Origin of the sequence: Paenibacillus illinoisensis NBRC 15959, from assembly GCF_004000925.1 — a bacterium.
Classification (GTDB): domain Bacteria; phylum Bacillota; class Bacilli; order Paenibacillales; family Paenibacillaceae; genus Paenibacillus; species Paenibacillus illinoisensis.
Genome location: NZ_BIME01000001.1, coordinates 680,396 through 694,451, shown reverse-complemented (window position 1 = coordinate 694,451; position 14,056 = coordinate 680,396). Strand labels below are relative to the sequence as shown.

19 protein-coding genes are annotated in these 14,056 nt (G+C 43.1%); all 19 read left to right on the top strand.

Annotated features, from left to right (window positions below; translation table 11 throughout):
- The first annotated feature begins 12 nt into the window (after positions 1-12).
- The 19 genes from PIL01S_RS02900 to PIL01S_RS02810 all read left to right on the top strand — a co-directional run bounded on the left by PIL01S_RS02900 (position 13) and on the right by PIL01S_RS02810 (position 14,019).
- Complete coding sequence (locus tag PIL01S_RS02900; protein WP_127536180.1) at positions 13-414, top strand: NUDIX hydrolase; 402 nt, start codon at positions 13-15, stop codon at positions 412-414.
- Between the two features lie 12 nt (positions 415-426).
- On the top strand, positions 427-678 hold the full coding sequence (locus tag PIL01S_RS02895; RefSeq protein ID WP_127536179.1) for a hypothetical protein: 252 nt from the start codon (positions 427-429) through the stop codon (positions 676-678).
- Positions 675-1,571 carry a hypothetical protein gene (locus tag PIL01S_RS02890; protein ID WP_127536178.1) on the top strand — a complete coding sequence of 299 codons (897 nt, stop codon included), beginning with the start codon at positions 675-677 and terminating at the stop codon, positions 1,569-1,571. The genes PIL01S_RS02895 and PIL01S_RS02890 overlap by 4 nt, the downstream gene beginning before the upstream one ends.
- 54 nt (positions 1,572-1,625) lie before the next feature.
- Positions 1,626-2,123, top strand: a complete 498-nt coding sequence (locus tag PIL01S_RS02885; protein ID WP_164764154.1) for a GNAT family N-acetyltransferase — start codon at positions 1,626-1,628, stop codon at positions 2,121-2,123.
- A gap of 83 nt (positions 2,124-2,206) precedes the next feature.
- Entirely contained in the window at positions 2,207-2,314 is a 108-nt protein-coding gene (locus tag PIL01S_RS29730; RefSeq protein ID WP_154893529.1) for a creatininase family protein, read from the top strand.
- 52 nt (positions 2,315-2,366) lie between these two features.
- The gene (locus PIL01S_RS02880) at positions 2,367-2,930 is read left to right on the top strand and encodes a GNAT family N-acetyltransferase (protein WP_371859915.1); all 564 of its coding nucleotides are present in this window, start codon (positions 2,367-2,369) and stop codon (positions 2,928-2,930) included.
- A gap of 67 nt (positions 2,931-2,997) precedes the next feature.
- Entirely contained in the window at positions 2,998-3,774 is a 777-nt protein-coding gene (locus PIL01S_RS02875) for a class I SAM-dependent methyltransferase (RefSeq protein WP_127536175.1), read from the top strand.
- Between the two features lie 277 nt (positions 3,775-4,051).
- Complete coding sequence (locus PIL01S_RS02865) at positions 4,052-4,933, top strand: methyltransferase domain-containing protein (RefSeq protein ID WP_127536612.1); 882 nt, start codon at positions 4,052-4,054, stop codon at positions 4,931-4,933.
- An 18-nt stretch (positions 4,934-4,951) separates the two neighbouring features.
- Positions 4,952-5,446 carry a P-loop NTPase family protein gene (locus PIL01S_RS02860; protein ID WP_127536174.1) on the top strand — a complete coding sequence of 165 codons (495 nt, stop codon included), beginning with the start codon at positions 4,952-4,954 and terminating at the stop codon, positions 5,444-5,446.
- A gap of 50 nt (positions 5,447-5,496) precedes the next feature.
- Positions 5,497-6,042, top strand: coding sequence for a GNAT family N-acetyltransferase (locus PIL01S_RS02855; RefSeq protein WP_127536173.1), 546 nt, complete (start codon positions 5,497-5,499; stop codon positions 6,040-6,042).
- Between the two features lie 402 nt (positions 6,043-6,444).
- Positions 6,445-7,365: a phosphate/phosphite/phosphonate ABC transporter substrate-binding protein gene (locus PIL01S_RS02850; protein ID WP_246058076.1), complete on the top strand. Its 921-nt coding sequence runs from the start codon at positions 6,445-6,447 to the stop codon at positions 7,363-7,365.
- A 32-nt stretch (positions 7,366-7,397) separates the two neighbouring features.
- Positions 7,398-8,165 (top strand): phosphonate ABC transporter ATP-binding protein, encoded by a 768-nt coding sequence (phnC, locus tag PIL01S_RS02845; protein ID WP_127536172.1) that lies wholly within the window; start codon positions 7,398-7,400, stop codon positions 8,163-8,165.
- A 1-nt stretch (position 8,166) separates the two neighbouring features.
- Positions 8,167-8,958, top strand: a complete 792-nt coding sequence (gene phnE / locus PIL01S_RS02840) for a phosphonate ABC transporter, permease protein PhnE (RefSeq protein ID WP_127536171.1) — start codon at positions 8,167-8,169, stop codon at positions 8,956-8,958.
- The gene (gene phnE / locus PIL01S_RS02835) at positions 8,955-9,794 is read left to right on the top strand and encodes a phosphonate ABC transporter, permease protein PhnE (RefSeq protein ID WP_127536170.1); all 840 of its coding nucleotides are present in this window, start codon (positions 8,955-8,957) and stop codon (positions 9,792-9,794) included. Before phnE (PIL01S_RS02840) ends, phnE (PIL01S_RS02835) begins: the two co-directional genes overlap by 4 nt.
- A 47-nt stretch (positions 9,795-9,841) precedes the next feature.
- Entirely contained in the window at positions 9,842-10,846 is a 1,005-nt protein-coding gene (locus tag PIL01S_RS02830; RefSeq protein WP_127536169.1) for a tyrosine-protein phosphatase, read from the top strand.
- Positions 10,847-11,003: 157 nt separating this feature from the next.
- Positions 11,004-11,657, top strand: coding sequence for a GntR family transcriptional regulator (locus PIL01S_RS02825; RefSeq protein WP_164764153.1), 654 nt, complete (start codon positions 11,004-11,006; stop codon positions 11,655-11,657).
- Positions 11,658-11,766: 109 nt separating this feature from the next.
- Positions 11,767-12,402, top strand: coding sequence for a hypothetical protein (locus tag PIL01S_RS02820; RefSeq protein ID WP_127536167.1), 636 nt, complete (start codon positions 11,767-11,769; stop codon positions 12,400-12,402).
- A 109-nt stretch (positions 12,403-12,511) separates the two neighbouring features.
- Positions 12,512-13,060, top strand: a complete 549-nt coding sequence (locus tag PIL01S_RS02815; protein ID WP_127536166.1) for a glutathione peroxidase — start codon at positions 12,512-12,514, stop codon at positions 13,058-13,060.
- A gap of 101 nt (positions 13,061-13,161) precedes the next feature.
- Positions 13,162-14,019, top strand: coding sequence for a helix-turn-helix transcriptional regulator (locus tag PIL01S_RS02810; protein WP_127536165.1), 858 nt, complete (start codon positions 13,162-13,164; stop codon positions 14,017-14,019).
- Positions 14,020-14,056: the final 37 nt, after the last annotated feature.

The window sequence follows — 14,056 nt, the reverse complement described above, 5'->3', positions numbered from 1 at the left end:
GGGGGGATTTTTATGAAATTTATCGTCTCTGCAAGTGTAATCGTCCTTAATGAAAATAACGAGATATTGCTAATGAAAGGGAGAAGGGGATGGGAAATGCCGCAAGGATGTGTAGAACAAGGAGAAACAATCAGGCAAGCCGCCGTTCGGGAAGTGAAAGAGGAGACCGGGATTGATATCGAACTTATCCAATTTTGTGGTGTGTACCAAAATATCACTCGCGGAGTATGTAACCATATTTTCACCGGTAAGCCTGTAGGCGGCACGCTTACGACTAGTCACGAGAGTGAGGCGGTTGGTTTCTTCACATTGGAACAGGCAGATGAAATGATTACTTGGGGGAATTTCCGGGAACGAATCCATTATGCATTGGATGCCAAGATGCATCCCTTCTTAGTCGAATTTGCTGAATAGGAGAGCTAACATATGAATAATACGAATAAGATACTAGGTGCGGCGCTGATGTTGGGAAGTGTAGGCTTGGCAACCATAGAGCGAATCTCCGTAAGACTATCTGCAGCGATTGTGGAAGCTGGTCATGCGTCCGGTGGCAATCCAAGAGAGATCGTATCACTGAATGACAATGGTTCAGGCTTGCTTGTTTACTTCCTGTTTTTTATCGGATTTGTGCTGCTCGTTTCCGGCTTTCCGGGAAGTTATCGGAGGAGAGAAAAATGAAAATAAAGATTGAACCACCAAATGAAGTGATTGATCATTGGTTGGAGATATATGTACCAGAAAGAGATTTTCTGTTTCTTAAAGAAGAGGACTTATCGTTAATAGCTGAATCTCTTAGCCGTACTTTAATTATCCCTAAGGAAGAATTCTTTAACCACGCTTCTTATAAGCACATTCAATTGGTAAACAGTTTCGAGTACTGGAATTTATCGAGTGAAGTTCAATATGTTGTTGTATGTGATTCTGAATGGTTTGCCAATCTATCTATGAATGTACAAAAGCAAATCAATCATATTCAATTTGAGTTAAACAGAGGTTTAATTTTGCCGCTTACGCCTTTCTGCACTAATTATTCTTTTCCGGAGGAGTATTTAGTACAGGGTCAGGAAGAGCAGTATATCGTGCTACATCGGGAGATATGGCGAACACTCCCTTATGAGATCAAAGAAAATCTACTAATTGAATACGCATCCAAATGGGATGATTGGACATGTGATGAATTGCCTGAATCGGCCCCGCCACATTTAAGAGTGTATGCGAATACTTTTCCTTTACTTTCGGGTGGTAATTGCTTGTCTGCAACATTATTTGCTGTAAATCAACATGAATGGATCATCCATGAATGGGTTCATCCCCAAACATTTTTGGAAGGATTAAAGAGAGCTAACTATTCTATTATTAACACAAAAGAATTACATGATGGCGATGTTGTCGTTTGGGTGAACGAAGGTGGAATTGTCCAGCATGCATCCTACCATATTAGCCACAATGTATTTTTTAATAAAAATGGTCAGACATTTTTTAATCCATGGAGAATTATGAATTGGGACGAACTTAGGCAGGAGTGGGAAGCATACGGGTTTGAAATATACCGAAAAGAAGAAACATTGTAACTCATGAATTTTCTTGTAAATTACACTTTTAACGGTAGAGGGAGGGGTGACCACATGATTACATATAGATTCGTTGCAAATGAGGATATCCCACATATACAATCCATCGCTAAAGAAACATGGATGTTCACTTATGGGAACATTTACTCCCAAGATTACATTCATAACTTTCTAAGTAAGGCTTATTCGACTGAGAACTTAAGTCGTTCTGTAGAGAGAGACCTGCAAAGTTCCAAACGAAAGTTTTTGATAGCAGAATATAACAACGTCATCACTGGATTTGCCCAAACAACTCAAATTCATGAAGAAGAGTATGAATTAACCCGAATCTATATACGGCCAGAATATCACAAGCTGGGAATTGGAACAGGCTTCATTCAGAGATATATTCAAGTGTTAGCACCGATAAAGTATCTGTTTGCCTGGGTAGCGAAAGACAATGATATAGGAATAGGGTTCTATGAGAAGTGTGGATTTAAAGAAACAGAAGAAAAGGTTGAACTAATTGGAGGAAACACCAAAAAACAGCTTAAATATGAATTGGAATTATAGATGTGAAAGCTGGATCTTCATGAACGTAATAGAGTTACAGACAATGAAGTAATGAGATGGATTAAAAAGAAGGGAGATTTATTTTGTTAGATTATACGAACACGACTGCACAATTAACTGAACATAACCTGGATACCGTCGTTATACCCGTTGGTGCAACAGAGCAGTTCGGCCCTTATCTGATTTACTGATAGGCATAGGACTAATACATCGAAAAAGAATAGGAGTTAAAACTCTATGATCATTAGTGAAACCATGGTGTTAAATCATAAAGTTCTAATAAGGGAGATAGAGCACGAAGATATCCCTGAGCTTTACGAGCTGATATATGAGGATGAAAAACCGGAGTGGAAAAAGTGGGACGCACCTTATTTTCCGTTGGAGCATGTCAGTTATACTGTTTTTCAAGAATATACGAGTAAGGAAATGCTAAAAGACAGTGAGCCCTCTTACAGAATGATTATTCAAATTAATGATGAGATCGTGGGCACAGTGAATTATTATTGGGAGCACAAACCGTCCAATTGGATGGAAGTGGGGATCGTCATATATAAACCTGAGTATTGGAATGGTGGATATGGAACGGCTGTGTTGAAGATGTGGATCGACTATTTGTTCGATAAGCTACCTATAGTCCGAGTAGGATTAACAACTTGGTCAGGAAATGAAAGAATGATGAAGGTCGCAGAGAAACTGGGTATGCAGCTGGAAGGAAGACTTCGGAAGTGCCGCCTCTACAATAATACATACTATGATTCGATCCGTATGGGATTATTAAGAGAGGAATGGGTGAGCCAAAAATTTTGAGTATACTTGCCATTCACTTCAGTTCATTTAGATGAATACTAAATTGAAACCGTAGGAGGTTATTGAATTGGAGAATAAAGAGACGTTTAATTCAATTGCAAATGAATATGAAAAATATAGACCTACCTACCCAAATGAAATGTATAACGATATATTTGATTATTCAAATCTGGATAGAGAAGATAAAATTCTGGAGATTGGTTGTGGGACAGGCCAAGCCACGGGAGGAATGGTCGAAAGAGATTACAGACAAATTACCTGTATTGAATATGGTGACAGATTGGCCCAGTTCACTGCAGAGAAATTTAAATCCTACGAAACGATCAAGGTGATTAATAGCTCGTTTGAAGAATGGAACGGTGAAGGGGGGCCTTTCAAGTTAGCCATTTCAGGCACAGCATTTCATTTTATCGAACCCAAGTTTGGTTATCGTAAAGTATGGGAAGTTCTTGAGAGTTCGGGTTCGATTGCCTTTTTTTGGACCATACATGTGCCCATGTTTGATGAGCTCCATAACGAAATACGATCACACTATAAAGAACTTGCACCACATTTGGACGATTCAATGTTCCAAACCCCCGAAGAAACCATCGAAGAAAGAAGAGCAATCACGGAGGAGACAGGAATCTTTACCAATGTAATGGTCCGAGAATATACTGAAATTCTTACATATTCAAGCGGCGACTACGTTGCATTACTTAACACGAATTCGAAGCATAGACAGCTCCCTGATAAACAAAAAGGTATCTTATTAAATAAGATTAAAAATTCAATTGATAGATCAGGCGGAACCATTTATAAAGAACATAGAGTGGCATTATTTTTAGGGAGAAAATTATTGTAGGAAGAACAAAACATATCCGAAGGAGCGGGGCAATGAATTTCGTCTGAGGACAAGGCCTAGGCAAGAAACTCATTGAAGTAATCACACAATCGGACCGCTTCAAAAATGTAATGGGATTACTCGGAACATTAGATGCACATGAACTATACGAACAGTATCAATTCCATAGAAACCAGGATCGATTCATGGTAAGACTTCCGGATGATTTGAGAGAACGGTAAATAACGATATATCAGTAGTTCTATAAAAAACGTACAAAGGGAGGGAGCATGGAATGATGTCTGAATACTATTGGGACAACAAAATTGAATATCTGAGGAATACGCGGGGGCTCTATTATAATGATGATTACCTGCAATTTCTTGTACAGTGCGTGTGGAAAATCACCAATCCTGCAAGCATTATTGATTATGGTTGCGGGTTCGGATACCTAGGTCTTAAACTTCTTCCATTGTTGCCTGAAGGTTCAAGCTATACGGGAGTGGACAATGGGGAGGAATTGATAAAAGAAGCGAGAGAGACGTTCTCAAACGTTCCGTTTCAGACTGAGTTTATATCAGGGGACATAGAACATTTAGACGTAGAAGAGAAGTATGACATTGCCGTGAGTCATGCTTTTTTATTACATATGAATAACTCAGAAGTGATCCTACAGAAGATGATTGGAAGTGTAAAGGATCAAGGAAAGGTCATCTGTTTCGAACCACATTGGATTGGTAATATGGCGAACTGTCATCTGGATGGTGTTGAACAAAGCCAAATAGTGAAGTTAGGCGTCCTGCAAAAGCTATTTGAGAACGACTACAGACGTACAGGTAAGGATGGGAACATTGGGATAAGGCTGCCTATACGAATGAGTCAATTGGGTTTACAGAACGTGGAGTGCAGGATGAGTGATAAGGTTAATTTTTTGGATCAGAACATGGATATGGACAGCAAAAGCGCTTTGTTTGGTTCATTGAGAGAAGAAGGGTTTGGCCAGGAACCTGATGATTCCGATGAGAGCTTAGACAACTTAGTGAATAGAGAATTACAGCCAGAGGAAGCACGCGAGCAATATGAAGCTGAATTAACGTTTTCCAAGAGATTCAATCAGGAGTCCTGGCTAACGTATGCACCAAGTATGAAAATTTCGTTCGGAACGGTCCAAAGAGCGTAATTCGTAGGAGAGATTTAAATGAAAAAGATTATAATCCTGGGTATTGTGGCAAGTGGCAAAACGACATTGGCTAAGGAAATCTCTCAAAAAATAAATATACCGTGGTATGAGCTGGATACGATAGTCCATCATGAGACACCTCATGGTAGAAATAAACGTACACCGGATGAGCAAATTGCGGTGATTCAGGACATTGACCGTCACGGAGCATGGATATTCGAAGGAACGGATCGGGCATCTTACCGATGCTTATGGGACATGGCAGATACAATTATTTTTTTGGATACACCCTTGTGGAAACGGAAAATGAGAATTTTCTTGCGATTTATCAAACAAAATCTAGGAATTGAAAAGAGTCATTACACATCTGATGTACAGATGTTAAAAATGATGTACAAATGGACAAGGGATTTTGAGAGAAATCGGGTGGATTTTGAAAAAAGATTGCATCCATATCATCACAAACTGATCATCTTAACGGATAACAAAAAACATGAGTTTCTCCACTCATAATTTTTATGAAGGAAATAAAAAGCGAAGCATCGCGGAAAGAGAGAGCCCTCATGCAGTATGATGCCATTCAACAAACGTTGACTACGGAGCGGCTGTGCCTGAGATTGTTCGACGAATCCGATGCTGCCGCCGTAACTGAGCTGTGTAACAACTACAATATTTATAAAAGCACGCTTACGTTACCTTACCCTTACACATTGGATTGTGCGTTATCCTGGATTCAGCATCACCGACAAAATTTCGAGAAAGGGAAACACTATGAATTTGCGATTTGCAATAGGGCAACAGGAACACTATATGGCGCGATAGCCTTATCTTGTGATCATCGGTATGATCATGGCGAAATTGCTTATTGGATCGGTGAGGCGTATTGGGGAAAGGGTTATGCGACAGAAGCTTCACAAGCGATGTTGGATTTTGCTTTCCATGTGAAAAAATATCATAAAGTATATGGGCGACACTTTGCTTCTAATCCGGCATCTGGAAAAGTTCTTCAAAAGATTGGCATGGACCAGGAAGGTGTCCTCATGAATCATGTGAAGAAAGAGGGTCAATACGAAAATCTGATCTATTATGGAATTGTAAAAAGAAAATAGGAAATATACGCAGCTAATGATTTCTTACGATTGTAAAATCGCAGAAAACTTCCACAGCTATATTTCCATTTCATTTAAATGAACGAGCAAACAATGAGGGGAGATGGTATATCCACTTCATTTTCTGCTCGTTTTTTAATACTTGGATATGAAACGATCCCGCTTGTATGAGTAAGTCAACACGTCTCCTACCATTCAGAATCCAACGATTAATGTCCCTGAAAATAGTGATTGATTCCATAATTTAGTATGTTTATTCAATTTCAGGACTACTAATACCCTTGAATGTTTTACAAATTCGGTGATTTACCAAATCATTCTTCTTACATTCAACTTGTATCCTACTTGTGTACCAGAGAAATATCGGTATGGAATCAACCACATTTCAGGAGGGTATACATTGTGAAAAATAGTAAACGCAAAAGTTATCAAAGCTTGATCCTCTCGCTTGTATTTATGCTTGTCATCCTGTCGGGATGCGGGGCCTCAGCTAGCTCAAGTTCGAGTGAAGGTGGAATGCCCGAAGTCATCCGAATCGGTATTATGCCAAGCGAAGAGGGCGAGATGAACCGTTCCCAGGAACAGCTAGCAACAGATATTACAGAAGCAACCGGTATCCCTGCTGAAATTTTTGTAGCTGAAGATTATAACATGGTCATCGAAGCCCTGCGTGCAGGCAAAATCGAAATTGGACTGATCGGGCCGTTTGGTTACATCATTGCTACGGAACGGGCCAATGCCAAGCTGCTTGTTCGTTCCGAAAGTGATCAACAATCGAATACGGTCATCCTTGTTCGTAATGACTCTCCATATCAAAGTGTACAGGACCTTAAAGGAAAAGATTTTTTGTTTGCTGATCCGGCATCAACCTCCGGTAATTTGTACCCACGTGCCACATTGATGAAAGAGCTGGGTCTTTCCAATAAGGAGCTGGATTCCTTTTTCGGCAGTGTAGCGTTCTCTGGTGGACATGACAAATCACTGCTTGCACTGGCAAACGGCAATGCGGATGCGATTGGTACGTCAAGTCTCATGGTGCCGATGATGGCAGAATCAGGACTTATTAAAGAAGAAGATTTCCGCGTAATTGCCGAGTCGGATCCGATCGTCGGCGGTGCTCCACTGCTTTATCGTCAAGACTTGCCAGAAGAATTGGTTACACAGCTCCGTGAGCTTATGCTGGACTATGATACAAAAAACCCTAAATTCCTCGAAAGTGTAGGCGCAGCCCGTTTTGTAGAAGGCAGTGACAGTGATTTTGATCCAATCCGGGAAGTCGCCAAAGCATTGGATATGTCCCCAGAGGAACTGTTGAAGAAATAGAATTCAAACGTGAAAGATAAGGAGGAAATAACATGACACTTTTACAGGTGGAAGGGTTGTCCAAGGTATATCCCGACGGAACAAAAGCACTTGATAACTTGAACCTGACGATTAATGCCGGAGAATTCGTTGTCGTCATTGGACCGAGCGGCGCCGGGAAGAGCACCTTGCTGCGAAGCCTGAACCGAATGATCGAGCCGACAAACGGAAAGATCCAGTTTAAAGGCAGTGAAACTATGGGCATCAAGGGTAAGAAGCTTCGGGAACTCCGCCGTCATATGGGCATGATCTTTCAGGGGTATAATCTGGTCACACGGGTATCCGTTCTTAATAACGTGCTGCATGGACGATTAGGCTACATGAATCCGCTCAAAGGGGCACTGGGTCTCTACTCCAAAGCAGATACAGAAGCAGCCAAGGTCATGCTTCACCGTGTTGGTTTACATGAACAGATGTACAAGAGAGCAGATGAGCTCAGTGGAGGTCAGCAGCAGAGAGTAGGCATTGCACGTGCCCTTTCGCAGAAGCCGGATTTGATACTGGCGGATGAACCGATAGCCAGTCTCGACCCTGCTTCCTCGGAGACGATCATGCATTATCTGTATACGATCTGCAAAGAGGAAGGCATTGCCTGCCTGTGCAATCTGCATCAGGTGGATATCGCGAAGAAATATGCAACCCGTATCATCGGCATTCATAAAGGGTCCAAGGTCTTTGACGGAACACCTGAAGAACTGACGGAAGATATGATCCGGCTCATTTACAACCAGACCAATCCCCAAGTGAAGGAGACAGCCTGACATGAATGCGGCTCAGTTGCAATCTGCCCGAAAAATGAAACGCACGCAGACGATATTGTTCTTTATCGTGCTGTTGGCTCTTATCATCTGGTCTTCCATCGGCGCAGAGTTTTCATTCGGAGCTTTGTTCGCAGGGGTAGGAGAGAGCTTCCGATTTATCTTTTTTGATTTTCTTCCACCTGATCTTTCTTCGCTTTCCCAGCTCATTGAGCCTGCACTGCAGACCCTTTATATGAGTGTGGTAGCGATGGTCATCGGGTCGGTTGTAGCAGGGATGTTATCCTTTTTAGCCGCGGCCACAACAAGCCCGCATCCTTACCTTCAGGTATTTGTTCGTGCGGCTACATCGCTGTTTCGTAACATTCCGGTCATTATCTGGACGATTCTGCTTGTTGCAGCGTTTGGACTGGGTGCTGTAGTCGGTACGATGTCGCTGATCCTGATCTCGATCGGGATGCTGACGCGTTCCTTTGCCGAGGTGCTTGAAGAGATTGACATGGGGCAGGTAGAAGCGGTTCGTGCTGCTGGCGGAAGTTATTTTCAAGTGTTGTCCCAAGCCGTATTTCCACAATTCCTTCCCGGGTTTATCGGCTGGAGCTTATACAACTTCGAAATCAACGTACGTGCATCCACCATTGTAGGCATGGTTGGAGGCGGTGGCCTCGGATTTATCCTGCAATCCAAACTGAAGTTGTTTCAGTATCAGGAAGCCAGCATGGCCGTGCTGCTTGTACTCGTTATCGTTCTTGTTGTGGAAACGATCACCAATCGTGTAAGGGAGCGAATCATATGAGTATGCGAATGAACGAAGTGAAGCCATCCTTTACGCTGTATACTTCCATGCCAGAGCCACCCAAGCCGAAAAGGAACAAGCTGTTAGTCATCGGTCTGCCGCTAATTGCTGTGCTTTTTGTATTCAGTCTCGTGCAGCTGCAGTTCGACTATGCCAAGATTGCCCAAGGCTTTACGAAACTCGGCGGTTACATGGGAACCATGTTTCCACCTGATTTCTCGGCCTGGCGCCATGTCCTGCTCGCGGCTGTAGAGTCATTGCAAGTTGCCATTCTTGGATCGGTGCTGGGGATCGTCGTAGCATTCTTTCTCTCCTTCTTGGCTGCAAGCAATTTGACGCCTCATCCGTTCGTTGCTTGGATCATTCGTAGTGCGGCTTCCTTGCTTCGTGCGATTCCTACGATCGTGTGGGCTCTCATCTTTATCGTGTCTGTGGGTCTTGGACCGCTTCCCGGAGTGCTTGCGATTGCTGTGTCTGCTGCAGGTATGCTTATCAAAGTATTTGCCCAGTCACTGGAGGAAATCGACAAGGGCGTACTCGAAGCGATGCAGTCCACGGGTGCCAGCTGGCTGCAGATTGTCATGCAGGGTATTTTGCCTACAGTGAAGACAGCCTTTATTGCCTGGTGCGTGCTGCAGCTGGAAGGCGGTATTGCCGAATCCACAATTCTTGGTGCGGTTGGCGCAGGAGGTATTGGATATGAGATGACTCATGCCATGAAATCCTATAACTTTGCAGCAGCTTTATTTGTCGGGTTGGTCGTGTTCGCCATGGTATTCAGCGTGGAGTTTGTGGCAAACCGATACAAAATGAAGCTAAAAACACGTCAGAACTAATTCATTCAAATTTCATAAATTGTGTATCAATTTGAGGAGGAAGATCAATGTCAACATCTAATTCACTTTTAAAACAAGGCCCTACGGTTCAGGCTAAGTATAGCGAAAATAACGGGATAGCGTTAGCCTGGAATATGGCAGAGAACATGGAGGTGGAGGCAGTTTACCATTCTGTTAGTCCGGAATTTATTGAATCCAGCAGCACGCTGCTGGATATACAGATTGATCCGGCAGAAGCGGTATTTACGAGAACGGTGTCTCCTGGCCGCAACTATTATCATGTGAAGTTTACGAATGGGTCAGTGTCAACCATTAACGACCGCATGATCTACACGGATGGCGTAATTAATTTCCGGGATATGGGCGGTTACCTTACAGAAGATGGCCGCACGACCCGTTGGGGCATGCTGCTGCGATCTGCTGATCTGCATGAGCTTAGTGAGCAGGACCTGCAAACGGCATCCGCGCTAGGCATTGACTGGATTTGTGATCTGCGCAGCGATTTTGAAGTAACCAGCCGTCCAAGCCCAGCCATTGGTCATGCGATCAACACGAATATTCCCTTTATGGCGGAAGCAAGTCCGGAGGAAATGCAGAAGATCGGACATGATCTGCATGCAGGTTACAAAGCCATGATATTAAATACGGAGAAATGTGCACTTATCCTAAATGAACTATTAAAAGAAGAGCGGGATACTTCCTTATTCCACTGTGCCGCGGGTAAAGACCGAACCGGAGTTGTATGTGCATTGATTCTTCTCACCTTGGGTGTGCCGCGAGAAGTTGTTATTGAAGACTACGAGCTAACGAATCTCGCGGTGGACGGACTCATGCAGCGTTTCCTATCGGGAAGCAACAAGGACTATCAGAAATATATGGATCAAATGCCTGAACTACAGGGAGCGATCCCGGAAATGATGAAAGCGGCCTTCATCCAGGCTGCACTCGAAGCAATCGATGAGAACTACGGGTCTTTCGAGCAGTATCTTTCTGAGGGACTAGGCATTACCTCAGAGCAAAGGATAGCTCTTCAAAACAAATATCTGATTTAATAAAATGGAGTCCAGACACTGGAATACAGTGCTCGGACTCCTTCTTGCCTCCGTCTGGTTGCGTAACTTCTTCTAAGACTGGTAATATAGGGTGAAATGTGTAGATTGCGTTAAAATTCAAATGAAGTCCTCATCAATGGGAGAAAGGGATTATGATATGAACAAAATATCGCTTGTCGATACAGCATATATGATGCTGCGTGAGCGAATGGTCTGCGGAGAATTAATGCCCGAAACCCTGCTATCTGAGAACGAATTGGCGGAGGAGTACCAAATGAGCCGTACCCCGATTCGTCATGCCATTGCTCGTCTTGAATCAGAAGGTTATGTAACTGCTCTCAAAAATCGCGGTGTCTTGGTTAAGGATGTCGGCGGGAAGGAATTTCTCGATCTAATTGAACAGATACAATCCATGCTTTTTTACTCTTTTGAAATGATGAAAAACCCGAACCGAGAGATCTATTTAAATCTGGAATCGCTCGCAGCTCATGTGGAGGTTCAGCGAACCGCCGAGAAAAGGAATGATTATCCTTTATATACCGAACATCATTTTCTTTTCATGCGGGAGATTGTTGAATCCTTGAACAATGGCGTCATGCTGAACACGTTTGATTCCTTCCGGGATAAACTCTACATGTATTCCATCGTCCGCTTCAAGCGAACTCCACATATCAAACACTACAGTGCAATCGGGATTAATCGGGATACGCTGCACGCCTTATCCAGCAATGATTATAACGCAGCTCAAGAGGTTGTGTTATCTCTCATTCCTATTACCAGAGAGCGTATGCTTGCTACAGGTCAGTTTTAACCTTTTTTTCTATGAAAAAGGTATGGGTTATTTTCATATGACAAATGCTTCAAAACTATATAACGCTGCCTCAACGGGCAGCTTATTTTGATAGAGGAAGGTGAGGGAAATGACTGTTGTAGGTATACTTGGAACCATCCATAATCCGGAATTGAGAGAAAAATATAATTGTTCACTCGCCCTATACGAATCTCTTATAACTGAATTTAAACCGGATATCATATGCGGAGAAGTACATCCGTTAAGCTGGCAGAAATACATCGAGGACAGCAATAATAAGGGATATTGGGGAGAGCCGGCAAGCGAATATTGGGAGCTCATATTTCCATTATGTGAGGAAAACCAGATTGAATTTGTACCCATTGACTGGTTTGAACTAGATGTGTGGAATAATTTCGATCCATTTGGAGGTTACTCCAAAGAGCGGCGTGAAGAATTGCAGCAGATCGACGATGGATGGTTTTTCAAACAAATGAGTACACATGCAGCTGGAGACATCCCCTTCAATTCGGTGGAGTTTGATGAGATGACCCGCCTGAAATATGAATGGTTAAACGAGATCAATCCAACAGCTCACAACATTCGCTGGGTCGTGCGTAATCAAATCATGATTCAGCGGGTGAAAAACACAATGGATTCGAATCCGAATAAGAGAATTCTGTGTATTGTAGGAGCCGATCATAATTATCTGTTCCAAGAGACACTAATCAAAGAACCGATCCTACTGCTCTATCCGTTAAGGTAGCATTGAAATGATGATGTCCATACTTTTTTAATACAGCAGAGATCATTTCGTATATAATAGAGAACACGTATCATTCTACATACTACATAACAACGAGGTGCACCAATCTATGGCAACCATCTACGATTTTACAGTTACCAAAACTAGCGGAGAACGATTCCCGCTCTATCAATATGAAGGAAAGCCCGTGCTGATTGTGAATACGGCAAGCAAATGCAAATATACGCATCAGTTTGATGATATCCAGAAGCTTTACGATAAGTATAAGGATCAAGGCCTTCAGGTTATCGGTTTTCCATGCAATCAATTTGCTGAACAGGAGCCCGGAAGCAGTGAAGAAGCGGCTTCGTTCTGCCAGATTAATTATGGTGTGAAATTCCCCATGTTCTCCAAAATGGACGTAAATGGCGACACGGCACATCCCCTGTATGACTTTCTGAAAAAATCGGGACCTTTCGCCGGGTTTGACGAGTCTGATGTGCAAGCCAAACTGCTGAAGTTAATGGTCGCGGATAAGGCACCTGAATGGCTGCACGGTGATGCAATCAAGTGGAACTTCACGAAGTTTCTGATTAATGCCGAAGGGCAAGTAGTCAAACGCTTCGAACCTGTGGATTCCATGGATGAAGTTCAGGCTAGCATTGAGCAGCTGTTGTAATTATAGAGATTTTGAAGAGGCCATGAGTTGAACCGTGAACAGCGGTACGTTCATGGCTTCTATGCTAGATAAGAAAACCTCTCCCATAGGGGGCGCTTAAAATGACACGTATGCATCAGTTTAATGCACCGCTGGAATACAGTTATCGTTCCACGCGCATTTTTTCCAGCGGGGCGTCAGACGGATTTCATTCTCATCCGCACTATGAGGTCTATTATTTTCATGCCGGAGAGTGCACCTATATTATAGGTGACCGTGTGTACAGCCTGGAACCTGGCGATCTGATTCTAATGCATGGGATGACGCTTCATCGGGCTCATCCGGTACCTGGCGGCTTATATGAACGCACAACACTGCACTTTGATCCATCACTTATTCGCAGCAGCCTTCATCCAGATCGAATCAGCGAGGTACTTATGCCTTTTGATGAGCTCCGAAACTGCCGAATCAATCTGACGGGTGACATCCGGGCGGAATTCGAATCCCTGCTGCTGAACCTGGATCAGCTATCGGTCCATTCAGGCGAGTTCAGACAGGAACGAATGACAGTACGTTTGTGCGACCTGTTATATTTTGTGGCTGGCATTTGCCATGGTATCGTGGTGGATCATCGCCCTTCATCGGATAAGGAGCGTCATGTCCAGCACATCATGGGTTATGTGGATACGCATTATATGCAGGATATTGGTTTGGATGATCTGGCGAACGAGCTTCATTTATCCAAGCCTTACCTGGCGGGGTTGTTCAAAGAAATGACAGGCAGCACCATATTCAAATATTTGTATGACCGCCGTATTAATCAGGCCAAACTGTTATTTCAATTTCAACCGGATATTTCGGTTACTGAGGCAAGTAGGTTGTCGGGGTTTAAGCGTTTGTCACATTTCAGCCGCATATTCAAACAAAACGTGGGCTGTGCACCTGATCTATATCGTACTCGCTTACACAGGACCCAGTGATGGAATACGGCATGATATTTACCCTTATCAATACACA

Excerpts from the sequence above, each read along its gene's own strand:
- PIL01S_RS02900 (WP_127536180.1), top strand. The coding sequence starts at position 13 with ATGAAATTTATCGTCTCTGCAAGTGTAATCGTCCTTAATGAAAATAAC.
- PIL01S_RS02895 (WP_127536179.1), top strand. The coding sequence starts at position 427 with ATGAATAATACGAATAAGATACTAGGTGCGGCGCTGATGTTGGGAAGT.
- PIL01S_RS02890 (WP_127536178.1), top strand. The coding sequence starts at position 675 with ATGAAAATAAAGATTGAACCACCAAATGAAGTGATTGATCATTGGTTG.
- PIL01S_RS02885 (WP_164764154.1), top strand. The coding sequence starts at position 1,626 with ATGATTACATATAGATTCGTTGCAAATGAGGATATCCCACATATACAA.
- PIL01S_RS02865 (WP_127536612.1), top strand. The coding sequence starts at position 4,052 with ATGTCTGAATACTATTGGGACAACAAAATTGAATATCTGAGGAATACG.
- PIL01S_RS02860 (WP_127536174.1), top strand. The coding sequence starts at position 4,952 with ATGAAAAAGATTATAATCCTGGGTATTGTGGCAAGTGGCAAAACGACA.
- PIL01S_RS02855 (WP_127536173.1), top strand. The coding sequence starts at position 5,497 with ATGCAGTATGATGCCATTCAACAAACGTTGACTACGGAGCGGCTGTGC.
- phnC (WP_127536172.1), top strand. The coding sequence starts at position 7,398 with ATGACACTTTTACAGGTGGAAGGGTTGTCCAAGGTATATCCCGACGGA.
- phnE (WP_127536171.1), top strand. The coding sequence starts at position 8,167 with ATGAATGCGGCTCAGTTGCAATCTGCCCGAAAAATGAAACGCACGCAG.
- phnE (WP_127536170.1), top strand. The coding sequence starts at position 8,955 with ATGAGTATGCGAATGAACGAAGTGAAGCCATCCTTTACGCTGTATACT.
- PIL01S_RS02830 (WP_127536169.1), top strand. The coding sequence starts at position 9,842 with ATGTCAACATCTAATTCACTTTTAAAACAAGGCCCTACGGTTCAGGCT.
- PIL01S_RS02825 (WP_164764153.1), top strand. The coding sequence starts at position 11,004 with ATGAACAAAATATCGCTTGTCGATACAGCATATATGATGCTGCGTGAG.
- PIL01S_RS02820 (WP_127536167.1), top strand. The coding sequence starts at position 11,767 with ATGACTGTTGTAGGTATACTTGGAACCATCCATAATCCGGAATTGAGA.
- PIL01S_RS02815 (WP_127536166.1), top strand. The coding sequence starts at position 12,512 with ATGGCAACCATCTACGATTTTACAGTTACCAAAACTAGCGGAGAACGA.
- PIL01S_RS02810 (WP_127536165.1), top strand. The coding sequence starts at position 13,162 with ATGACACGTATGCATCAGTTTAATGCACCGCTGGAATACAGTTATCGT.